Below are 21,452 nucleotides of genomic sequence, written 5' to 3'. Positions count from 1 at the left end.
AATGTGAGCCATGGTCAAGCCCTGTCTACTGCTGCAGCTGCGACCCGAACCGGCAGCCTCCGATCAGGAGTACCACGCCATCCTCGACGCGGGCGGGCTCCGGGCGGACGAGGTGGCACGCGTGGAGATGAACCACGGGTTCCCGGACGTCGAGCTCGACGACTATGCGGCGGTGATCGTGGGCGGCGGGCCGAGCAATGTGAGCAGTCCGGAGGAGAAGAAGTACCCGTATCAGCGCGAGTTCGAGCCCAAGCTCAAGAAGCTGCTCATCGATGTCGTGCGCCGGGACTTCCCGTATCTGGGCGCCTGCTACGGGTTGAGCATGCTGGCCGACGTGCTCGGCGGGCGAGTCAGCGGTGAACGCTACAGCGAGACCGCGGGGGCGCAGACCATCGAATTGGCCGACGCCGCGGACGAGGATCCGCTGTTGGGCGGGCTGCCGCGCAGCTTCCGTGCGTTCGGCGGCCACAAGGAGGCGTGCCAGGACGTGCCGCCGGGCGCGGTGCTGCTGGCCCGGTCGGCAGGCTGCCCGGTGCAGGCGATCCGGGTCGGTGAGAATGTGTACGCGACCCAGTTCCATCCCGAGCTGGACGGTCACGGGCTCGCGCTGCGCATCGAGATCTACCGGAACGACGGGTATTTCGATCCCGCCGAAGCCGACTATCTGACCGAGCTCGGGCATCGTGAGACCATCACCGTCCCGCAGGAGATCCTGCGCCGCTTCGTGATTCGCTATCGCGACGGCGCCTGACCGGTCAATTCTGGGCCGAGAACTCGGTGACGTAGTCGAGGAACATGGCCGCGGCGGGTGAGAGCGGTGTGGTGCGCAGTGCCACACCGTATTTCAGCTCGAGGCCGGGCTCGAACTGGCGGATCTCCGCACCCAGCGTGGCCGCCGACTGCGCCGAGCGGCGGGCCAGCAGGGTGCAGCCCGCCCCGGCCAGCACCATCGGCGCGAGCGCGCCCGGGCTCTCCACCGTCACCATCGGCCGGGGCGCGAGGCCATTGCTGCGGGCCTGAGCCATCATGAGCGCGGCGCCCGGGCCCAGGTCCATCGGCATCACCAGCGGCAGGTCCTGGAGCAGGCCGTAGGGGACCGTTTCCGGCAGATCCGAGCCCGGCGGCGCGACCAGCCACATCTGCTGCAGGCCCAGCGGCCGCACCTCGATGCCCGGGGTCTGGCCGACGACGCTGTAATCGGTGAGGTAGAGGAAGGCCAGCTCGGCGGCCGATTCGGTGAGCAGTTGCACCACCTGGGCGTCGTCGTGCACCTCGGCGATGACGCATTCGATCAGCGGATGCTCCGATCGCAGCCTGCCCACCTGGCTCGCCAGCACCTCGAAGGTCAGACCCGCCGGGGCGGCGATATCCAGGCGGCCGCCCTCGAGGCCCAGCACGGCACGGACGCTCTCACCGGCCACCGTGAAGCCGCGCAGGATGCTGCGGGCCGGCTCGACCAGGGCACGGCCCGCGGCGGTCGGTGCGGTGCCGCGGGGACCACGGGTGAACAGCGAGCAGCCGAGCTCGCGCTCCAGCGTGCGCACGGTCTGGGAGAGCGACGGCTGGGCCATGTAGAGCGCCTCCGCGGCCTTGGTGAACCCGCCATGATCGACCACGGCCAGGAAAATCTCGAGATGACGTCGCTCCATGAGGACCGATTCTTCCAGCGCTGCGGGCATATCCAGCTCAGGGCATAGTCCGGGACTATCGGGGCGATAGGAAACCGGACTTTGCGGCCTGTTCCGGAGTGCACGTTCCATGGAGGCATGACGCGTATGACGAGCGAACCCGGTACGGCCGTGCCCACCGACGAGGCCCTGCCGAGTCTGGTGGAAGACCCGCGGCCCTACATCCCGGTCGTCGATCCCGATGCCTCGCTGCCTTCCAATCCCACCGAACAGGTGTTGGAGTTGGGGCGCCGGCACGGGCCGTTGTATGCGCGGCGCAATCCGCTCGGTGGCTGGACGGTCTTCGCGGGCTCGTTCGATCTGATCGACGATCTCAGTGACGAGACGCGATTCTTCAAGCAGCCCGGGCCCGCACTGGTATTGCTGCGGCAGGGCACCGGCGACGGACTGTTCACCGCCTACAGTGATGAGCCGAATTGGGCCAAGGCGCACAACATTCTGCTGCCTGCCTTCTCGCTGGGCTCCATGCGCACCTATCACCCGGCCATGCTCAAAGTCGCGAAACGATTGGTCCGCAGCTGGGATGACGCCGCCGCGGACGGCCGTGAGGTCACGGTCACGGGCGATATGACGCGGACGACCCTGGACACCATCGGGCTGGCCGGGTTCGGGTTCGACTTCGAATCCTTCACGCGCACCGAACCACACCCGTTCGTGCAGGCCATGGACCGCAACCTCGCCTTCACCCAGCGGCTGGTGCAGAACCCCGCGGCTATGGGGGACACCGGCGCTTTCGAGACCTACCAGGAGAACTCCGGCCAGCAGGCCGACATCGTGGACGAGATCATCCGGGAGCGGCGGGCGGCCGGGGATACCTCGACCGACGATCTGCTCGGGCTCATGCTCAACGCGATCGATCCGGCCAGCGGAGAAGCGCTGTCCGACACCAATATTCGCTACCAGGTGATCACCTTCCTGGTGGCCGGGCACGAAACCACCTCGGGTGCGCTGTCGTTCGCGCTCTACTACCTCGCCAAGAATCCGGCCGTGCTGCAGCGCGCGCAGGCCGAGGTCGACGCGCTGTGGGGTACGGATCCCGATCCGGAACCGACCTACACCGACGTGGGGAAGCTGCACTACATCCATCAGGTGCTGGAAGAGTCGCTGCGGTTGTGGCCGACCGCGCCGGGATTCCGGCGCGTGGCGCGCAATGACACGCTGCTGGCGGGACGGTATCCGCTGCGTGCGGGTGACGGGGTGCAGGTCATGACGCCGCTGCTGCACCGGGATCCGGTGTGGGGCGACAATGTCGAGAGCTTCGATCCGGAGCGGTTCACGCCCGAGGCCGTGGCCGCGCGGCCCGGGAACGCGTTCAAGCCCTTCGGCACCGGTGAACGGGCCTGCATCGGGCGGCAATTCGCCCTGCACGAGGCGGTGCTGGTGCTGGGCATGCTGGTGCATCGGTATCGGTTGCTCGATCACAGCGACTATCGGCTGAGTGTGCGGCAGACGCTGACGGTGAAGCCGGAAGGGTTCACGCTGAAGCTGCGGCGGCGGACCGCCGAGGAGCGGCGGATCCCCGTCGTGCAGCCGGAAGCCGCGGTGCGGCAGCCGGATTCGGTGCGGCCGACGCGGGTGCGCGCGGGTGTGACCTTGACCGTGCTGCACGGCTCCAACCTGGGTACCTGCCGCGAATTCGCACGCGATCTGGCCGGGCTGGGGGAGCAGTTGGGGTGCGCGACCACGGTGGCGCCATTGGACAGCGTCGCCGGGCGGCTGCCAGCTGACGGTCCGGTCGTCATTGTCGCCGCTTCCTACAACGGTCAGCCCACCGACGACGCGGCCGAATTCGTTGCGTGGCTGTCCACCGATCCTGCGATCGCACCGGATGTCCGTTATGCGGTACTCGGTGTGGGCGACCGCAATTGGGCCGACACCTATCAGCGGGTGCCCACGCTGCTCGACACGCGGCTCGCCGAACTCGGCGGCACGCGGTTGCTTCCGCGCGGACAGGTCGATGTGTCAGCCGATCCCGCCGGGGATCTCGAGGCCTTCCAGACGGCACTGACCGAGCGGTTGCTCGAGGAGTACGGCGACCCGACCGCCACCGAGGGAGCCGATCGGCGCGCTACCGGGCACGGCTACCGCGTGGTCGAATTGCACGGGACCGCAACCGATACCCTCGCCACGCATCATGACGTGCAGGCCATGACCGTCACCGAGGTCTTCGATCTGTCGGATCGGAAGCATCCGTTGCACCGGATCAAGCGTGGCCTGAAGCTGCGACTGCCCGAAGAGGTCGAGTACCGCACCGGCGATCACGTCGCCGTGCTGCCGGTGAACGATCCCGAGATGGTGACGCGGGCCGTCACGGCATTCGGAGTCCGGCCGGACAGCCTGCTCGGCATCCAGGCCGAAGGCGTTGCGGGGCGCGCACTCCCGATCGACCGCCCGGTCACGGTGTCCGAATTGCTCTCCCGCTATGTGGAGCTCGGCGATCGACTGTCGCCGTCCCAGCTGCGTACCCTTGCCCGGTACAACCCGTGCCCGCCCGAGCAGGCTCGGCTGTTGACACTGGCCGAGCAGGGCGGCACGCTGCCCACCCTCGTCGAGGCCGCCGAGCAGTACCCGGCCTTCCACGGCCAACTGTCCTGGCCGGTCCTGCTGGACCTGTTGCCGTCCACGCGAATTCGCCACTACTCGGTGTCGTCGACACCGAAGGTCGACGCCCGGCACATCGAACTCATGGTCTCGGTGACCTCGGACGGCGTGGCCTCCCGCTACCTGGATCGCCTCCGCCCGGGAGACACCGTGCTCGCGGCCGTCCAGCCCTGCCGCGAATCCTTCCGCATCGCACCGGACACCGGCACACCCGTCATCATGATCGCCGCGGGCACCGGCCTGGCTCCCTTCCGTGGCGCCATCGCCGACCGCTCCCTGCACGCCGCGGCCTCGCACCCCCTCGCTCCGGCAGTGTTCTACTTCGGCTGCGCCGCACCCGATGTCGACTTCATGCACCGCGACGAACTGACCGCCGCGGATACCGCCGGCGTGGTCAGCCTGCGTCCGGCGTTCTCCCGCGCCGACCGCGAGTACGTCCAGGACCGCATCACCGCCGACGCCGAGGAGATCTGGAAGCTGCTCGAGGACGGCGCCGCCGTCTACGTCTCCGGTGACGGCCGGGGCATGGCCCCGGCCGTCCGCGCCGCCGTCGAAGAGCTCTGCACCCGCTTCACCGGCGCGACCGCGCAGGAGGCCGCCGCCTGGCGGCAGCAGCTCTGCGACAGCGGGCGCTATGTCGAGGACGTCTACGCCGGGCGCTGAGTCCGAGTCCGATTCGGACTTGTGGCTCAGAGTGATTGCGAGCGGGCGCGCCGGACGCTACAGCGTCACGGCGCGCTCGCGCAGGCGCGCTAGGGCCGCGTTGTCGGGCCATCGGCGTAGTTCGAAGCGCGGCGGATGTAGCCCCGGAACCGGGACCAGGCCCAGGATCTCGACCACGGCGTCGAAGGGGACCGTGCAGATGAGGTCGATCTCGCCGTCGTCGTCACGGCGGACGAAGAAGACGTAATCGGTTTCCGGGAGCAGGTATTCGACACCTTCACCGCACACGGTGGTCGTGGCCGGGCCAGTCGGGGTGTTGCGGAAGTCCACCGGGGCGACGTAGGCGGGTTCGATGTCGGTGAACGGCTCCAGGTCCAGGTCGGTATCGATTTTGTCGGTGAGGAAACGGGTTTGGGCCGCGTATTCGGTGGCGGCGAGGCCGGCTCGCGCGCGCAGTGCGAGGGTCCGGGCCGGGTGGGTGGGCAGTTCGTCGAGGGGGACGACGGTGCCGTGGTCGTCGATGGTGTAGCCCTGCGGGGAGATGTGGCGGGCGGACTCGTGGTACTGCTCCTCGACGGATTCGTAGACCTTCGCGAGCAGGTCGGGGTCATCGGGAACGATGAGCAGGGTGTCGTCGTCGGGGATGAAGGCGACCGGACGATGCCCGTCGCCGGCATAGCTGGCCAGCCAGCCCGGAACCAGCAGCCACGAGCCGAAATAGGAGTCCCCGGTGTCGATGAAGCGGATGAACTTCGATGGGTCCGGTGCGCCCGGACGGGCGACCGCGGCCAGGTTCTTGCGCGCCACGGCGAATACCTCCGCCGGATCGATGTTCCACTCGCGTACCCGGTCGAGGGATACGTAGGCGCGGGTGCGCGGCAGGTCGAGCACCACGAACTCGCTGACGAAGGGCAGGGCGGGCCGGGCCAGCATGCCCATGGTCGCGCCCTCGTCGATGCCGTAGGTCACCGGACGTAGCACCGAGCGCAGCAGCGGACGTGCCGCCGCCCAATCGTCCGGAGTGATCTCCGAACCGGTCATGGCCTCGAGGAAGCGATCGATCATCCGCTCCCGGTCGGGCTCGGGCGCACCCTCGCATTCGTGGAAGAGGTTGCCCAGGTAGATGTTCCGGCCATCGCTCCGACGGACCGAGAACTTGTCCGGGTCGTATTCCACATCGGCTATGCCGAGTGCGTCGAGCCGTCCCAGCACCACCTCCGCGAACAGTCCGCGTTCCATGCCCGCCCCTCCCGGATTCCTCCGCATCGATTGCCTGCGGAGAATTCTGGCGCAACCCACCGACAAGGAGGGGCGGATGCGGTCAGCTGAGGGTGTAGGAGTCGCGGCTGAGGCGGAAGCCGTGGCCGCCGGGCTGGTTGTCGCGGCATTCGACGTAGTCGACGGTCATGCGGCACAGCATGTTTCCGAGGATCTGCTGGTCGCCGTATGCGAGTACGGGGGCGTTTGCTTGGACTGGCCGGTCTGTGTGGCAGTGGAGTTGGGTCGTCGCGCCGGCGTCGACGGAGAACTCGTCGCCCCAGTTGCCGTGGCAGTCGGCCGGTTTGAGCGGGGGTGTGTAGGTGAAGTCGGCGATCTGGCACAGGGCGGACGAACCGGTCATGGGGCAGGCGATATTGCCGGTCGGGGACTGGAATTGGATGGTTTGCGGGTCGGCGTGGGCTGTCGCGGCACCGAGTGCGAGCGCCGTGGCCGACAGACAGGTCAGGGCCGCCACCCTGGATTTGAACATGGCTACAGGCTGGCAGCGGAACCTTTCGAAACCCTTTCAAAGCACAATGACAGCGTGAACGACACCTTGAACGCCGGCCAGGAAGCGCGGCTGCGCGAGAGCATCGGACGGCAGACCCTGCTCACCACCCTGGGCATCCGCGTGGCGGACCTCGCTCCCGGGCGCGTCACCCTGGAACTGCCGTTCCGTGCGGACCTGTGCCAGCAGAACGGTTTCGTGCACGCGGGTGCGATCACCACCCTCGCCGATTCCGCCTGCGGTTATGCGGCCATGTCCCTGCAACCTCCGGGCCGCGACATCCTCACCGTCGAATTCAAGGTCAACCTCATGAGCCCTGCGATCGGCGAGCACTTCCGTGCGACCGCCACCGTCGTCCGCTCCGGCCGCACCCTCACCATCTGCACCGCCGAGGTCACCGCCGACACCGACCCCACTCGCCCGATAGCCCTCATGCAAGCCACCATGATGGCGATCGGGGAGCCGGAGGCCGCATAACGCCTACGTTCTTGCAGCCGGTGCCAATTCACGTTGGGTGCGGGCGATGATGGTGTCCATGAGGTAGGCGGTCGCCCGTGGGGCGGCGCCGACGAGCCACTGGACGATACGCGCGGCCGGCGACGGGACGACCGTGGCGCGACCGCGGGCGGCGCCGATCAGCAGGGCTCGGGCGACAGCCTCCGCGGTGATCGGCGCGGTGCCGCTGAGGGCCACCAGTTCGGCGGGTTTGGTGGCGGCTTCGGCGGCCAGTTGCGGGGTGTCCACATCGGGAGGAAGTACCACTGTGACACCGACTCCGGTGGGCTTGAGTTCCTGGCGCAGGACCTCGCACAGTGCACGGACTGCGAACTTGCTCGGACTGTAAGCGCCATAACCGAAGCAGGGCAGCACTCCCGCCATGGAGGAGATGACTGTGATGCTGGCGCGTTCGGCAGCCTGCAGATCGGGCAGGGCGTCGCGGATCACGTGGAGTGCACCGAAGTAGTTGACTGCCATGTGCTTTTCGAAATCGCGGATTTCGAGGCGCTGGAAGTAGCCCGGTTTGGCGATTCCCGCGCACGCGATCACCGCGGCAATGCGGCCGTGATGATCACGTGCGAGTTCGAGAGCTGCCTGAATCTCGTGTTGCTGCGTCACGTCAGCGGCGAAAGCAGCCAGCCTTCCGGTGGCGGCCTCAGGGTGCGAAGCGAGCCCTGCGAGAGCGGGATCGGCGAGCGCGAGCACGCTCACCCGCGCTCCTGCCGCCAGCGCCAGCCGCGTCACCTCGAGACCGATGCCGCTGCTCCCACCGGTGATCACCACATGCCGTCCGGCCCAGTACTGCGTCACGTCGGCGGGCAGACCGAGACTACGCTGAATGTCCTTCATCTCCAGGTCCTTTCGTCGTGCTGTCCGGTATTCCCGGGTACCCGGACGATCTTGGGTGGCTCCCGGCAAAGCGGCGGCAGAGCTCTGACAAGATCACGTAAGAATCCGGGGCCGAGGAGGAAACCGAGTGCCTGACTTGCGGAAAGCATGTTCCGCGATCGCGATGGCGGGCCTGTTGACCGCTGCGTGCACGCACAATTCGGACACGCCGATCGTGTCCGTGACCGGGGAACCCGCCGATGACGTCCATGCAGTGTGCGGCCCTGGCGCTCGGCAGTGCGGGAATCTCCCTGGACCGGAGCATGCGGGTGGGCGATTCGAATCGATCGTTCATCGAGCATCTGCCGGGCGGGTTTCGCATGGGTGTGCGGTATCCGGCGATCGTGGCGTTTCCCGGGCGTGGCGAGTCCGACAGTTCGATGGAGCAGTACTCACAACTGGACTCGATCTCGGCGATTGTGCTGTATCCGCAGGGGCTTCCGGGCTACGGCGGGAAGTCGTCGTGGGAGGCGACGCCCTATTCGGGGCCGAGCGCAAAGGATTACGAGTTCGCGACCGCGGTCACGGACTGGCTGCGTCGATCGGACTGTGTCGACGCCGCACGGATCGACTTCGCCGGCAAGTCGGATGGGGGTGGGTTCGCGGCTTCCGCGGCGTGCACGATTCCGGAAGTCGCTGCGGTGGCGGCCATTTCGGCGGCGGTCTACAGCGCGTTCGGCCGGTGCACGCCGCAGGGGCGCGCGATCGCTCTGCTCACCATGCACGGGACCGACGATCCCGTCGTTCCGTATGACGGCGATCAACAGCGCGGGTTGATGAGCACCGACGCCTGGGTGGCCGAGTGGCGCGACCGCGACGGGTGCACGGGCAATCCCGACACCAGCACGCTGGGAAGTGATGTCACGCAATCGGTGTGGGCCTTGTGTGCGCCGGGCGGTGCGGTGGCGGCCTATCGGATCGCGGGTGGCGGGCATACCTGGCCGGGCGCGGTCGAGTGCAGTGGGCCCGGCCAGGTTACGCACACCGTCGATGCGGCCCAGGTGATGGCGGCGTTCTTCGCCGCGCATCCCCGGAGCTAGACAGCGGTTTTCAGGCTTTGCCGGGGGATTCGGTGACGGGCTCGGGGGTGGTCGGGGTCCAGCGTTGTTCGACGCGGCCGAGGCGCCAGACGAGCACGGCGAGGATCCAGACGACGACGAAGATGCCGGCGATGGTGAAGCCGGCCTTGTTGATGTCGAAGTTGTTCATGAAATCCCAGAAGCCGCCGTCGAGGTGGAGTTGCTGGGAGAGGACCTGGCAGAGTTCGATGGTGCCGATGACGAAGGCCACGAAGATGGACAGGCCGGTGACGATGAGGTTGTAGTAGACCTTGCGGACCGGTTTGGCGAAGGCCCAGCCGTAGGCGACGTTCATGAACATGCCGTCGATGGTGTCGAACAGGGTCATGCCGCCGGCGAAGAGCAGCGGCAGGGCCAGTACGGCGTACCAGGGCAGGCCCTGGGTGGCCGCGGCGGCGGTGGCGGCGAGCAGGAGAACCTCGGTGGCGGTGTCGAAGCCGATGCCGAACAGCATGCCGACGCCGAACATCTGGCGGGTCTTCGTGATCGACTTCATCAGGCGGCCGAAGAAGCGGTACATGAGGCCGCGGGACTGCAACTGGCGTTCGAGTTCTTCTTCGTCGAATTCGCCGCGGCGCATGGACCGGAAGACCTTGACGATGCCGGCCAGCACGATCAGGTTCAGCAGCGCGATGAGGTACAGGAACAGTGCGGCGCAACTGGTTCCGATGGTGCCGCCGATGGTCTCGTAGCTCGAGTTCGGGTCGACCATCGCACCGTAGACGGCCTTGGTGGCCACCACGATGCCCGCGCCCACCGCGACCAGGATCGACGAGTGCCCGAGCGCGAAGAAGAACCCGGTCGCCAGCGGTCGCTTGCCCTCCGACATGAGCTTGCGGGTGACATTGTCGATGGCCGAGATGTGGTCGGCGTCGAAGGCGTGGCGGGCGCCCAGCGTCCACGCTGCGAAGGCCACGCCGAGGCCGATTCCCAGGCCGTCGTACTTGAAATGGTGCGGCATGATAGCCAGGACGAAGATCCCCCAGCCCAGCACGTTCATGGCGAGGATCGCCGCCGCCATCAGGAAGAGCCGGAACCGTTCACGCGGGTCCAGAGTGTTTTTGAGCGCGGCCAACCGCGAGATCATGGTTGTCCTTCATCCGAGGAGCCTGTGTTCTCGATGGGATCCAGGCGACCGGACTCGTCCCCCGATCGGGGGCTTCACCGTTGCGGGACAGTGCCGGGCTCACACCGGACTTCGCTGTACCTCATCGGCCGCGGATACGGCCCCGCGGCAGACGAAAGTTAGCAGACGTCAATTATCTGCGCCGACCGGCACCGGCTCGGGCCGGGTCGGGGTGCGACGCAGGTAGATTGCCGCGGCCGCGAAGAGTGCCAGGGTGAGCCAGATGTAGGCGTTGTGGGCGAAGAAGGCGAGTGGTGAACTGCCGGGGATGTCGAAGACGCTGCCGTAGTGCAGGTCCAGAAGATCGAAGACGCCGCCGGAGGTTACGAGGAAGACGATCAGCAGGCCGGCGGGGGCGAGCAGGCCGCGGCGGCGGAAGGAGAGGTCGCCCAGGTAGATGAGCATGGGGGCGAGCCACACCCAGTGGTGGATCCAGCTGTAGGGGGAGACGACGGTGCTGGTCAGGCCACACAGGACGATAGCGGGAAGTTCGCGTCCGGTCCGGGACAGGCGGCGCGCGAGGACCAGGCAGGCGGCGGCGATCAGGAGAGCGGCCGCGAACCACAGCAATTGGGAGCCGGTGCCCGAGCTCAGGGTGCGCGCGATCATGCCGCGCAGTGATTCGTTCTGCGGGTTCTCCGGCACGCCGACACGCGCCGGATCGGCGAAGGCGCCGCTCCAGTAGGTCAATGAATCCTTCGGCAGCACAGCCAAACCGACCACCATGGTCGCTATCAATGAGCCGAATGCGGTGGCGGCGGCCCGGTATCGGCGGGTGACCAGCAGGTAGAGGATGAAAAAGGCCGGGGTCAGCTTGATTCCGGCCGCAATGCCGGTGAGTATGCCCTTCCACCTGGAAGAGTCGGGCAGTGCCATGTCCGCGCAGACGAGCAGCAGCAACAGGATATTGACCTGACCGAAGGCCATGGTCTCGCGGATCGGCTCGCACAGCATGAGCAGCCCGGTGATGGGCAGGCCCAGCCACAGCAGTCGCCGATCGCGGCGGTAGCCGAGGATCGCCAGTGCCGCCCAGACGGATCCGAGCAGCATGCCGGCATTGCCGAGCCCGCCCACCCAGGTGAACGCGTCCCCGTGCAGGGAAACCAGCGGTACGAACAGCAGGGCCGCGAAGGGCGTGTAGACGAATTCCCAGACGCCGCGGGTATGCCCGCGCAAAGGCGTGTCGTACACCGAGATTCCGGCGGTGACCCGATGTCCGGCGATCTGATAGGTGCCCAGGTCGACCAGGTGCAGCATGGTCCCGCGGGCGGCCAGTACCTGTCCGAGGTAGTACCAGCCCGCCAGCGCGCCCAGTATCGAGATCAGGCAGAGCACCGGCAGCGGTATCGTGCGACGCTGCGGCGCAACCTGATTCGGGGCCGCGACCTGCTCGATCGTCGACAACGACATCCACACCCCCACGAGTCCGGGCTACCGATAACCCGCCCCACCGTAGTGAGGATGGCTGCCGATCGCCACCCGGGGAGGTCAGCTCGCGGGCCTGCTCCAGGCGAGTACCAGGAACACCCGGGCGCGTTCGCGGGGATCGTCGAGGCGGCCGCCGTAGAGCTCGTGCAGCCGTCCCATCCGGTAGCGGACAGTTTGCGGGTGGATGTGCAATTCCCTGGCCATGGCCTGCCGATCGCCCATGTTCCACAACCAGCTGCGCAGGGTTTCCACCAGCCGGTCCCGCGTGCCCTGTGGCACCGATTCCAGGGGTTGCAGTACCTGGTCGCGCAGCACCTGCAGGAGGCGCTGATCGCGGTTGGCGATCACGGTGTCGAGGTGTTCGCCGACCCGGACCGGGCTGTCGACCAGTACTCCGGCCTTGCGCAGATCGAGCGCGGTTTGCGCGATGGTGAGTGCGACCGGCAGCAGGTCCAGGGTCAGGAACCCGCCCAGCACGACCGCGTGGCCTTTCAGCATCTCGGTCAGGTGGCGGGCCCGCTCGTCGGTGACGGGACCGGGCACGATGACCCCGGTCAGGTCGGGCCGGCGGATGGGCAGGGTGTTCATGTCCAGGCGCTCGACGATCGTGCTCGCCGGTGCGTCTTCGGGATCGGCGAGCACGAGGGCCGCGGTGCTCGGCAGTGGCCAGCCCGCGCGTTCGGCGGCCGCGCGTAGTCCATTGCGGTCGGTGCGACCGGACAGCAGGAGTTCGCCGAGTTCGGCGCGGCGATGCTCGCGCGCCATGCTGGATGCGGACTGTTCCAGCACGTAGCCGTGGGCCGAGGCGGTGGAGAACTCGTCGACGAAGTCGAAGACGGCCTCGGCCAGCGCGGCCAGTTGTTCGGGGCCCAGGTCCAGCTTCAACGCGGTTTCGGCCACGTGCCGCCACGCGGCCTTCGCGCCCACCTGATAGGCGCTGAGCAGGTCGGAGAGTTCGCTGCCGTCCTGGAACTGCTGGCGGCCGATCTGCTCGAACATCATGCGGGCCTGGGTGTGTTCGCGGCCGCGGCCGCGGGCGTGTTCGGCCATGTCGAGTAGGCGGTGCACGAACAGCACGCCCGCGTCGTCGACCTCGGGATGGTTCTCGTCGAGAAACTGGGCGAACTCGGGCCATTCGTGAACCAGCAGGTCACGGACTTCGTCGAGGAGATGCGGCATGGTTGCGTCGAGTTCCCTGGCGAGTCGTGCGAGCGCCGCCAGGGTCTCCGGAGATTCGTTCTGTGCCTTGGTCATTCGAATTCCTCCGAATATCATTATCACCCGGTGACAAAATCGACCGACCAAAATCACTCGACTGCTTGAAGATTCGGTCCGGGCAAAACGCTCATCATCGAGTGATGAGCGCGACAGTCGGAACTCGCCGCCTGCGAGCCGCCGAACAAGATGAAAACTTTCCGGTCGCACTGCGCTGCCTGCCCAGGGAACCCCGCCGTCACCTGCACGCAATCTACGCCGTAGCGCGCTGGATCGACGATGTCGGCGATCAGGCGGCCGGTGATCGAACCGCTCAACTACTCACGCTGCGAACCGATCTCGCGCGCATCTGGGCGGGCAGCCGGCCGCAGCAACCGGTGCTGGTGAACCTGGCTACCACGGTGGCCGACTGCCGGTTGCCGCAGGAACCCTTCCAGCAACTGATCGAGGCGAACCTGATCGATCAGCGCGTGCACCGCTATGCGACCTTCGAGGACCTCATGGGCTATTGCCGGCTCTCCGCCGATCCGGTGGGACATCTCGTACTGCAGGTGTTCGACCAGTCCACCCCCCAGAACACGGCGCTGTCGAATCGCGTGTGCTCGGCCCTGCAGGTGCTCGAGCACTGCCAGGACGTCGCCGAAGATCATGCGGCCGGGCGTATCTACCTGCCGCAGCGTGACCTCGACGAATTCGGGGTCAGCGCGGAACGACTAGGCACCGGCACGGATCCCGGCAGTCCGGCCGTGGTGTCGCGTCAGGTGGACCGGGCCACCGATCTGCTCGACGAGGGATCGGCATTGGCGGGCCGGCTCACCGGGTGGGCCCGGCTCGCGGTGACCGGATACATCGCGGGCGGTTATGCGACGGCCCGTGCCCTGCGCGCCGCGGACGGCGACGTGTGGACCCGTCCGGTCCGGCCGCGCCGCGCCGATGTGGTCCGGTCGATGCTGTCCCTGCTCACCAGAGGCAGAGCGGCGGCGACACGATGAACTCGATCGATACCGCATACTCGGCCTGCGAGCAGATCACCCGCACGGCGGCGAAGAACTTCTACTACGGCATCCGGCTGCTGCCACCCGACAAGCGTTCCGCGCTCTGCTCGCTGTACGCACTCGCCCGGAGAATCGACGATATCGGCGACGGCGACCTGGCGCCCGGGGCCAAGAACGAAGCCCTGGCGGCGGTCCGCAAGTCCCTGCACGATCCGGAGACCACTCGCGATCCGGTGATCACCGCGGTCACCCATGCGGCGCAACGCTATCCGGTCCCGCTCGGCGCGTTCGACGAACTGATCGACGGCGTGCAGATGGACGTGGACGGCGTCGACTACGCCGACTTCGGCGAACTCACCAGCTACTGCCGCTGCGTCGCGGGCTCGGTCGGGCGGCTGTGCCTGTCGGTCTTCGGCACCGGCACCGATCCGCGCGCACCACTGTTCGCCGATCAGCTCGGAATCGCCTTGCAGCAGACCAATATTCTGCGCGATATCCGCGAGGACCTGCTCAACGGCCGGGTCTACCTGCCGCAGGCCGAATTGGATCGATTCGGCGTCCGCCTGGAACTCGATGCCGGTGGCGCGCTGCGGGATCCGGACGGGCGGCTGGCCGCGCTCATCCGGCACGCCGCCGAACGCGCCGAGGACTGGTACTGCCTCGGACTGCGGTTGCTGCCCGAACTCGATCCGCGCAGCGCCGCCTGCTGCGCGGCCATGGCCGGTATCTACCGGCAGTTGAATGCCCGCATCCTGGCGAACCCGGTGGCGGTCTACGACCGCCGGATGTCCCTGTCCGCCTGGGAGAAGGCCGGGGTGGCTTCGACTGCGCTGCTGCGCAGTTCGGTGCTGGGCGCCACCCGATCGACGAAGTCCCGTACACCCGTTCCGGAGGAGCTCCGATGACGGTCACCACCCTGACAGGAATCGATTCCGGCCATGACGCGGTGCGGACCGCACTGCGCAAGGCCGTCGACGAACTCGACGATGCCATCCGGCCCGTGGTCGCCTATCACCTCGGCTGGTCCGATGAGCACGGCGAACCCGTGATCGCGGACAGTGGCAAATCCATTCGCTCCCGCCTGGTCCTGCTGGCCGCCAATGCGGTCGGCGGCGACGACGCCTGCGCGGTGCCGGGCGCGGTCGCGGTGGAGCTGATCCACAACTTCTCGCTCGTGCACGACGATCTCATGGACCGTGATGCCACCCGCCGGCATCGGCCTACCGTGTGGGCGGTCTGGGGCGATGCCATCGCGGTGCTCGCCGGTGACGCGATGCTCTCCCTCGCGCACGAGGTGCTGCTGAATTCCGGTTCCCCGCATACCGTTCCGGCGGCGCGCATCCTGGGCACCGCCACCCGCGACCTCATCCAGGGCCAGGCCGCCGACGTGGGTTTCGAGCAGCGCGACGATGTGAGCCTGGCCGAATGCATTCAGATGGCGCGCGGAAAGACCGGCGCACTGCTGGCGGCCAGCGCTCTCGTCGGGGGCGTACTGGCCGACGCCACACCGGATACCGTCACCACCCTGGGTGACTACGGCTACAACATCGGGCTCGCCTTCCAGCTGGTGGATGACTTGCTCGGCATCTGGGGCGAACCCGAGATAACCGGCAAACCGGTGTTCTCCGATCTGCGTTCGCGCAAGAAGTCGCTGCCGGTCACCTGGACACTGCAGGCGGGCGGGGACGCGGGACGACAACTGGCGCACTGGCTCGCGCGCCCCGGCGAACCCACCGAACAGGAAGTGCGCGAGGCCGCCGACCTCGTCGAGACCGGCGGCGGACGAGCCTGGGCGCAGGCCGAAGCCCGCCGCCGGGTGCGCGCTGCCGCTTATGCGCTGGCCGGTGTGCCGTTGCACGCGGATTACCGCCGCGAGCTGATCGACCTGGCGAACTTCATCATCGAACGGAGTGCCTGACGATGACAGTCACGAAGCCTGATCTCACCCCGGCCGATCCTGCCGCCTCCGCCTCGGAGGCGCTGTGGGCGGCCGTCGGCCACCTGCGTAACCAGCAGCATGAAAAGGGTTGGTGGAAGGGCGAACTCGCCACCAATGTCACGATGGATGCGGAAGATCTGCTGTTGCGGGCATTTCTGGGCATCTCGACGCCGGAGGTGACCGAACCGGCTGCGCGTTGGATCCGGTCGCAGCAGCGGGCCGACGGGACCTGGGCGACCTTCCATGACGGGCCCGGTGATCTGTCGACCACGGTCGAGGCCTGGGTCGCGCTGCGTCTGGCGGGCGATGCTCCCGAGGCCGCGCATATGCGGGCCGCCGCCGACTTCGTGCAGGCCGAGGGCGGGGTGGAGAAGAGCCGGGTGTTCACCCGGATCTGGCTGGCGCTGTTCGGTTTGCAGGAGTGGGACGATCTGCCCAACCTGCCACCGGAGATGATCTTCCTGCCGTCGTGGTTTCCGCTGAACATCTACGACTGGGGGTGCTGGGCGCGCCAGACCGTGGTGCCGTTGACCGTGGTCGCCACGTTGCGGCCGGTCCGGCCGTTGCCTTTCGGGATCGATGAATTGCGCAGTGGTGCGGCGCGACCGGCGCAGGAATCGATCACCAGCATCGCCGGGCTGTTCCAGCGGCTGGACGGTGTGCTGCACGGGTATGCCCGCCGCCCGATCGCGCCGGTGCGCAGTCTGGCCATGCGGCATGCGGCGGAATGGATTCTGGCCCGCCAGGAGGCCGACGGCGGCTGGGGCGGGATTCAGCCGCCGTGGGTGTATTCGCTGCTGGCCCTACATCTCATGGGCTATTCGCTCGATCATCCCGCCATGCGGGCGGGGCTGGCCGGGTTGGACGGGTTCGTCATTGTCGAGGACACGCCCGACGGTCCGATTCGGCGGCTGGAGGCGTGTCAGTCACCGGTGTGGGATACCGCGTTGTCGGTGGCGGCGCTGTTCGAAGCCGGTGTGCCCGGGGATGATCCGGCGGTGCTGCGCGCCACCGAGTGGCTGCTCAGTGAGCAGATCAGCGGCGGCGGCGACTGGCAGGTGCGGCGGCCGAAGCTCGAATCCGGCGGCTGGGCCTTCGAATTCGCCAATGACGTGTATCCGGACACCGATGACACGGCCGAGATCGTCATCGCGCTGCACCGGGTGGTTCCGCCCGACCCGCAGCGACTACGGGACGCGATCGACCGCGCCGCGAAGTGGACGGTGGGCATGCAGTCCCAGGACGGCGGCTGGGGCGCCTTCGACGCCGACAACACCTCGACCCTGCCGACCAAGCTGCCGTTCTGCGATTTCGGCGCGGTGATCGACCCGCCCTCGGCCGATGTGACCGCCCACGTGGTGGAGATGATGGCCGTACTGGGCCGGGCCGATGAGGAGTCGTGCCGGCGCGGGGTGCGCTGGCTGCTCGACAATCAGGAGACCGACGGTTCCTGGTTCGGGCGTTGGGGCGCCAACTATGTGTACGGCACCGGCGCCGCGGTCCCGGCCCTGGTCGCCGCGGGCGTGGATCCGTGCTCGAAGCCGATCCGTGCCGCTGTCGACTGGCTTGCCGGACACCAGAATTCCGATGGCGGGTGGGGTGAGGATCTGCGGTCCTACCGTGATCCCGCCTGGATCGGCCGCGGCACCTCGACCGCCTCCCAGACGGCCTGGGCACTGCTGGCGCTGCTGGCCGCCGCCCCGGACACCGAGGCCGTCGAGCGCGGCGTCGCGTGGCTGATCGAGACGCAGCGGCCCGACGGCGGCTGGGACGAGGACCATTTCACCGGTACCGGCTTCCCCGGCGACTTCTACATCAACTATCACATGTACCGGCTCGTCTTCCCGATCTGGGCGCTCGGCCGCTACCTGTCCATGCGACAGGAGCCGCGCCTATGAGCAGATCCGGAATCGTCTGCACCCCACTGCTTTCCGAGCGGGCGTCGCTCTGGGGCGCCGTCGCGGTGCCGGTGGTGCGGACCGGGCGCGGTCCGAAACACCGGCCGTCGTGGCCCGACTCGTCGCCCATCGCGGTCGTGGGCGTGGCGGGGGCCTTGAATCACACGCTGCGGCCCGGTGATCTGGTCGTGGCCCAGGAGATTCGCAGTGCCGCAACGGTATTGGCCAGTCCGGCCGGGCCGTTACTGCACAGCGCGCTGCGGAGGCGTGGGCTGCGCACGACGCTCGGCCCGGTCTACTCCGCCGAGCACGTGATCGACGGAGCGGACCGGGCGCGGCTGGGTGCGACCGGCGCGATCGCCGTCGATACCGAATCGGCCTTCCTCGCCGCCGCTGCCCCTATCGGGCAGACCGCGGTGCTGCGGGCCATTGTCGATACTCCCGCAGCCCCTTTGCTGCGTCCGGGTACGCCGTGGCGCGGGGTCCTCGCGCTCCGCGCGCTGCGGACCGCGGCCGCCGTGCTCGACGAATGGTCGGCCGCGGTGGGGGAGCACGAGGTGCTCATCGGTGCGTCCGTGCCGGAGCTGGCGGGCCGCACCGATCTGGTCCTCGTACTCGGCGCACCGGGCAACGCACTGCGGCGTCCGGCCGAAGTCGCCGCGGCCGACGGCGTCCGGGTGCAGGCGATCGGCAGTGTCGCCGCACTCGAATTGAGCCTGCTGCGCGGTGTCCGCCGCATCGGCATCGTCGCCGATGCCTCGGCGCCGCCGCAGCTGGCGGAAGAACTGATGAACGCCCTGTCCGGGCTGGGCCCGGTACAGGTCAGCGCGGTCACCGTGACCGACGAGCACATTCGCATCGACCCGCCTCGGGAGGTGAGTTGAATGGCCATGCCATTCCGTCAATCCCTGCGCTTGGGAACCTATCTCGTGAAACAGAAAGTCCTGCGCCGCGAAAAGTACCCCATTCTCGTCGAATTGGAGCCACTCTTTGCCTGCAATCTGAAATGCGCGGGCTGCGGCAAGATCCAGCATCCGCACACCGTGCTCCGCCAGCGCATGCCGGTGGAACAGGCGGTGGGCGCGATCGAGGAATGCGGGGCGCCGATGGTGTCCATCGCGGGCGGTGAACCGCTCATGCACCCGCAGATCGACGAGATCGTGCGGCAACTGCTGGACCGCAACAAGATCGTGTTTCTGTGCACGAACGCGGTGCTGCTGCCCAAGCACATCCACAAGTTCGCGCCGCACCGCAACTTCGCGTGGATGATCCACCTCGACGGACTGCGCGAACGCCACGACGCCTCGGTGTGCAAGGACGGCGTCTTCGACGAGGCGGTAGCGGCCATCCGGCAGGCCAAGGCCGCCGGGTTCCGGGTGATGACGAATACCACCTTCTTCGACCTGGATTCGCCGCAGGACGTCATCGATGTGCTCGACTTCCTCAACGACGAACTCGAAGTCGACCATATGCAGATCTCGCCCGGCTACGCCTACGAGAAGGCGCCCGACCAGGAGCACTGGCTCGGCGTGCAGGAGACCCACGAGCTGTTCGCGAAGGCGTTCGCGGAGGGCCGGCGGAAACGCTGGCGGCTCAACCACTCCCCGCTGTTCCTCGACTTCCTCGAGGGCAAGGTGGACTACCAGTGCACGGCCTGGGCGATCCCGTCCTATTCGCTCAAAGGCTGGCAGCGCCCGTGTTATCTGCTCGACGACGGGTATGCGGCAACCTATCGGGAACTCATCGACGACACCGACTGGAACGCCTTCGGCCGCGGCAACGATCCGCGCTGCGAGAACTGCATGGCGCACTGCGGATACGAACCCACGGCCGTGGTCGCCACCCTGTCCTCGCTGCGGGAAACCATTCGCGCCGCGGTCAGCTAGGCCGAGGAGAACGCCATGACACTCGACATTTCCGGCCCCGGGGACCTCGCGGCGCTGCCCGCCGAGCAGCTCCCCGTACTGGCGGAACAGCTGCGTGCACGACTGATCGAGACCGTCACCGCGACCGGCGGACATCTCGGCGCCTCCCTCGGGACGGTCGAACTGACCATTGCCGTGCATCGCGTGTTCCGCTCGCCGGACGACGTCGTGGTGTTCGATACCGGCCATCAGTCCTACCCGCACAAACTGCTCACCGGCCGTGCCGCGGACTTCGACGGGCTGCGGCAGGCCGGCGGGATCTCCGGCTATCCCAATCGGGCGGAATCACCGCACGATTGGGTGGAGAACTCGCACGCCTCGGTCAGCCTGGCCTGGGCGGACGGGGTCGCCAAGGCGCTGGAACTGCGCGGGGAGCACGAGCGCACGGTGGTCGCCGTCATCGGGGACGGCGCACTCACCGGCGGGGTGGCCTGGGAAGGGCTCAACAACATCGGGGCGGCGCGGCGGCCGGTCGTCGTGGTGCTCAATGACAATCAGCGCTCCTACGACCCCACCGTGGGGGCGCTGGCCGCTCATCTGGACCGGCTGCGCCACGGCAAGTTCGATGGCGAGAATCTGTTCGAGGCAATGGGTTTCGTGTACATCGGGCCGATCGATGGGCACGATATCGGGGCGGTGTGCGAGGCACTGCGGGAAGCCGGGGCCCAGCGGCGGCCGGTGCTGGTGCACGTGCTCACCGTGAAGGGCCGCGGGTATGCGCCCGCGGAAAACGATGAAGCCGATCGCATGCACGCGTGCGGCGTCATCGATCCGGTGACCGGGCGGCCCCGCGCTGCCGCGACGCTGAGCTGGACCGATGTCGTCGAACGTGAACTGGCCGCGCTGGCGCGGGATCGTCCCGAGGTGGTGGCGCTGACGGCGGCCATGCGGTTGCCGCTCGGGCTGGGGGAGTTCTCGCGCGATGCCATCGAGCGGGTCTTCGATTCCGGGATCGCCGAACAGCATCTGCTCGCCTCCGCCGCCGGGCTCGCCTCGGCCGGCATGCATCCGGTCGTCGCGGTCTATTCGACCTTTCTGACGCGGGCCATCGATCAACTGCTGTTCGACATTGCGCTGCACGAACTTCCGGTCACGCTGCTGCTGGATCGGGCGGGGATCACCGGTCCGGATGGGGCCAGTCATCACGGCATGTGGGATCTGGCGCTGGGGACCTGTGTGCCGCATCTGCGGATCGCGTGCCCGCGTGATCCGGCGCGGGTGCGGGAACTGCTGCACGAATCCGTCGGTCATCCCGGACCGACGGCGGTGCGGTATCCCAAAGCCACTGCGGGCGAGGATATTCCGGCGCTGTCGCGGATGGACGGGATGGACATCCTGCATCGCAGCCGAAACCTTCCCCTGGACGTGTTGCTGGTGGCGATCGGGGCGATGGCCACGCCGTGCCTGGAGGCGGCCCGGCTGCTCACCGATCGCGGGATCGGTGTGACCGTGGTGGATCCGCGCTGGGTGTGGCCGCTCGAACCGGCCCTGTGCGCGCTCACCGCCCGGCATCAGCTCACGGTCTGCGTCGAGGACGGCATCGCCGACGGCGGGATCGGCGCGCATCTGATCACCGCGGGCGCGCGGGACGGCGGGCCGCGGGTGCACGCGCTCGGGCTGCCGACCGCGTTCCTTTCGCACGGTTCCCGCACTCGCATCCTGGCCGATCACGGGCTGACCGGCGACGGCATTGCCGCATCTTGTCTGGAACGGCTGTCCGCCTCGGTGCGGGCCCGATGAT

Annotated in this window: 18 protein-coding genes; 11 read left to right on the top strand and 7 right to left on the bottom strand. The window is 67.9% G+C overall.

The annotated features are described in order from the left end of the window. Positions 1-10: 10 nt before the first annotated feature. A complete protein-coding gene (locus ACH438_RS26025; protein ID WP_397009598.1) occupies positions 11-751 on the top strand; it encodes a glutamine amidotransferase in 741 nt (246 codons plus the stop codon). A gap of 4 nt (positions 752-755) precedes the next feature. Here the strand turns inward: ACH438_RS26025 and ACH438_RS26020 are convergent, their stop codons facing one another. After that, positions 756-1,649: a LysR family transcriptional regulator gene (locus ACH438_RS26020; protein ID WP_397009596.1), complete on the bottom strand. Its 894-nt coding sequence runs from the start codon at positions 1,647-1,649 to the stop codon at positions 756-758. A gap of 117 nt (positions 1,650-1,766) precedes the next feature. Here ACH438_RS26020 and ACH438_RS26015 point away from each other — a divergent pair, with 117 nt between their 5' ends. Next, complete coding sequence (locus tag ACH438_RS26015; RefSeq protein ID WP_397009594.1) at positions 1,767-4,952, top strand: cytochrome P450; 3,186 nt, start codon at positions 1,767-1,769, stop codon at positions 4,950-4,952. Positions 4,953-5,009: 57 nt separating this feature from the next. Here the strand turns inward: ACH438_RS26015 and ACH438_RS26010 are convergent, their stop codons facing one another. Continuing rightward, a complete protein-coding gene (locus tag ACH438_RS26010) occupies positions 5,010-6,191 on the bottom strand; it encodes a hypothetical protein (RefSeq protein WP_397009592.1) in 1,182 nt (393 codons plus the stop codon). An 82-nt stretch (positions 6,192-6,273) separates the two neighbouring features. After that, a complete protein-coding gene (locus ACH438_RS26005; protein WP_397009590.1) occupies positions 6,274-6,702 on the bottom strand; it encodes a DUF6636 domain-containing protein in 429 nt (142 codons plus the stop codon). A 54-nt stretch (positions 6,703-6,756) separates the two neighbouring features. Between ACH438_RS26005 and ACH438_RS26000 the strand changes: the two genes are divergently transcribed. Beyond that, positions 6,757-7,197, top strand: coding sequence for a PaaI family thioesterase (locus ACH438_RS26000; RefSeq protein ID WP_397009588.1), 441 nt, complete (start codon positions 6,757-6,759; stop codon positions 7,195-7,197). Positions 7,198-7,200: 3 nt separating this feature from the next. Here the strand turns inward: ACH438_RS26000 and ACH438_RS25995 are convergent, their stop codons facing one another. Continuing rightward, complete coding sequence (locus ACH438_RS25995; protein WP_397009586.1) at positions 7,201-8,067, bottom strand: SDR family NAD(P)-dependent oxidoreductase; 867 nt, start codon at positions 8,065-8,067, stop codon at positions 7,201-7,203. Positions 8,068-8,306: 239 nt separating this feature from the next. Between ACH438_RS25995 and ACH438_RS25990 the strand changes: the two genes are divergently transcribed. Further along, on the top strand, positions 8,307-9,146 hold the full coding sequence (locus ACH438_RS25990) for an alpha/beta hydrolase family esterase (RefSeq protein WP_397009584.1): 840 nt from the start codon (positions 8,307-8,309) through the stop codon (positions 9,144-9,146). Between the two features lie 10 nt (positions 9,147-9,156). On the opposite strand, the gene ACH438_RS25985 is transcribed toward ACH438_RS25990, so the two are convergent. The 3 genes from ACH438_RS25985 to ACH438_RS25975 all read right to left on the bottom strand — a co-directional run bounded on the left by ACH438_RS25985 (position 9,157) and on the right by ACH438_RS25975 (position 12,993). Then, on the bottom strand, positions 9,157-10,272 hold the full coding sequence (locus tag ACH438_RS25985; protein WP_397009582.1) for a HoxN/HupN/NixA family nickel/cobalt transporter: 1,116 nt from the start codon (positions 10,270-10,272) through the stop codon (positions 9,157-9,159). Between the two features lie 168 nt (positions 10,273-10,440). Then, positions 10,441-11,721, bottom strand: coding sequence for a glycosyltransferase 87 family protein (locus ACH438_RS25980; protein ID WP_397009580.1), 1,281 nt, complete (start codon positions 11,719-11,721; stop codon positions 10,441-10,443). A 78-nt stretch (positions 11,722-11,799) separates the two neighbouring features. Next, on the bottom strand, positions 11,800-12,993 hold the full coding sequence (locus ACH438_RS25975; protein WP_397009578.1) for a PucR family transcriptional regulator: 1,194 nt from the start codon (positions 12,991-12,993) through the stop codon (positions 11,800-11,802). Positions 12,994-13,097: 104 nt separating this feature from the next. Between ACH438_RS25975 and hpnC the strand changes: the two genes are divergently transcribed. Genes hpnC through ACH438_RS25940 form a run of 7 tightly spaced genes read left to right on the top strand, consistent with a single transcriptional unit; the run spans position 13,098 to position 21,451 of the window. Then, positions 13,098-13,946 carry a squalene synthase HpnC gene (gene hpnC / locus ACH438_RS25970; protein WP_397009576.1) on the top strand — a complete coding sequence of 283 codons (849 nt, stop codon included), beginning with the start codon at positions 13,098-13,100 and terminating at the stop codon, positions 13,944-13,946. Continuing rightward, positions 13,943-14,854 (top strand): squalene/phytoene synthase family protein, encoded by a 912-nt coding sequence (locus ACH438_RS25965; RefSeq protein WP_397009574.1) that lies wholly within the window; start codon positions 13,943-13,945, stop codon positions 14,852-14,854. Before hpnC ends, ACH438_RS25965 begins: the two co-directional genes overlap by 4 nt. Continuing rightward, complete coding sequence (locus ACH438_RS25960; RefSeq protein WP_397009572.1) at positions 14,851-15,867, top strand: polyprenyl synthetase family protein; 1,017 nt, start codon at positions 14,851-14,853, stop codon at positions 15,865-15,867. Before ACH438_RS25965 ends, ACH438_RS25960 begins: the two co-directional genes overlap by 4 nt. 2 nt (positions 15,868-15,869) lie before the next feature. Then, positions 15,870-17,786 (top strand): squalene--hopene cyclase, encoded by a 1,917-nt coding sequence (gene shc, locus ACH438_RS25955; RefSeq protein ID WP_397009570.1) that lies wholly within the window; start codon positions 15,870-15,872, stop codon positions 17,784-17,786. After that, positions 17,783-18,670: a hypothetical protein gene (locus ACH438_RS25950; protein WP_397009568.1), complete on the top strand. Its 888-nt coding sequence runs from the start codon at positions 17,783-17,785 to the stop codon at positions 18,668-18,670. The genes shc and ACH438_RS25950 overlap by 4 nt, the downstream gene beginning before the upstream one ends. Beyond that, the gene (gene hpnH, locus ACH438_RS25945; RefSeq protein WP_397009566.1) at positions 18,671-19,672 is read left to right on the top strand and encodes an adenosyl-hopene transferase HpnH; all 1,002 of its coding nucleotides are present in this window, start codon (positions 18,671-18,673) and stop codon (positions 19,670-19,672) included. A 15-nt stretch (positions 19,673-19,687) separates the two neighbouring features. After that, positions 19,688-21,451, top strand: a complete 1,764-nt coding sequence (locus ACH438_RS25940) for a 1-deoxy-D-xylulose-5-phosphate synthase (protein WP_397009564.1) — start codon at positions 19,688-19,690, stop codon at positions 21,449-21,451. Position 21,452: the final 1 nt, after the last annotated feature.

The organism is Nocardia sp. NPDC020380 (genome assembly GCF_044386975.1).
Taxonomy (GTDB): domain Bacteria; phylum Actinomycetota; class Actinomycetes; order Mycobacteriales; family Mycobacteriaceae; genus Nocardia.
Note: the sequence above shows the minus strand (reverse complement) of the source record. Positions and strands in the feature narration are given on the sequence as shown.

Bases quoted from the DNA above. Each gene is read 5' to 3' on its own strand.
- ACH438_RS25940 (WP_397009564.1), top strand. From the start codon at position 19,688: ATGACACTCGACATTTCCGGCCCCGGGGACCTCGCGGCGCTGCCCGCC.
- ACH438_RS25975 (WP_397009578.1), bottom strand. From the start codon at position 12,993: ATGACCAAGGCACAGAACGAATCTCCGGAGACCCTGGCGGCGCTCGCA.
- hpnH (WP_397009566.1), top strand. From the start codon at position 18,671: ATGGCCATGCCATTCCGTCAATCCCTGCGCTTGGGAACCTATCTCGTG.
- ACH438_RS25980 (WP_397009580.1), bottom strand. From the start codon at position 11,721: ATGTCGTTGTCGACGATCGAGCAGGTCGCGGCCCCGAATCAGGTTGCG.
- ACH438_RS25965 (WP_397009574.1), top strand. From the start codon at position 13,943: ATGAACTCGATCGATACCGCATACTCGGCCTGCGAGCAGATCACCCGC.
- ACH438_RS26015 (WP_397009594.1), top strand. From the start codon at position 1,767: ATGACGCGTATGACGAGCGAACCCGGTACGGCCGTGCCCACCGACGAG.
- ACH438_RS25960 (WP_397009572.1), top strand. From the start codon at position 14,851: ATGACGGTCACCACCCTGACAGGAATCGATTCCGGCCATGACGCGGTG.
- ACH438_RS26005 (WP_397009590.1), bottom strand. From the start codon at position 6,702: ATGTTCAAATCCAGGGTGGCGGCCCTGACCTGTCTGTCGGCCACGGCG.
- shc (WP_397009570.1), top strand. From the start codon at position 15,870: ATGACAGTCACGAAGCCTGATCTCACCCCGGCCGATCCTGCCGCCTCC.
- ACH438_RS26020 (WP_397009596.1), bottom strand. From the start codon at position 1,649: ATGGAGCGACGTCATCTCGAGATTTTCCTGGCCGTGGTCGATCATGGC.
- ACH438_RS25950 (WP_397009568.1), top strand. From the start codon at position 17,783: ATGAGCAGATCCGGAATCGTCTGCACCCCACTGCTTTCCGAGCGGGCG.
- ACH438_RS25995 (WP_397009586.1), bottom strand. From the start codon at position 8,067: ATGAAGGACATTCAGCGTAGTCTCGGTCTGCCCGCCGACGTGACGCAG.
- ACH438_RS26025 (WP_397009598.1), top strand. From the start codon at position 11: ATGGTCAAGCCCTGTCTACTGCTGCAGCTGCGACCCGAACCGGCAGCC.
- ACH438_RS26010 (WP_397009592.1), bottom strand. From the start codon at position 6,191: ATGGAACGCGGACTGTTCGCGGAGGTGGTGCTGGGACGGCTCGACGCA.
- ACH438_RS25985 (WP_397009582.1), bottom strand. From the start codon at position 10,272: ATGATCTCGCGGTTGGCCGCGCTCAAAAACACTCTGGACCCGCGTGAA.
- ACH438_RS25990 (WP_397009584.1), top strand. From the start codon at position 8,307: ATGACGTCCATGCAGTGTGCGGCCCTGGCGCTCGGCAGTGCGGGAATC.
- hpnC (WP_397009576.1), top strand. From the start codon at position 13,098: ATGAGCGCGACAGTCGGAACTCGCCGCCTGCGAGCCGCCGAACAAGAT.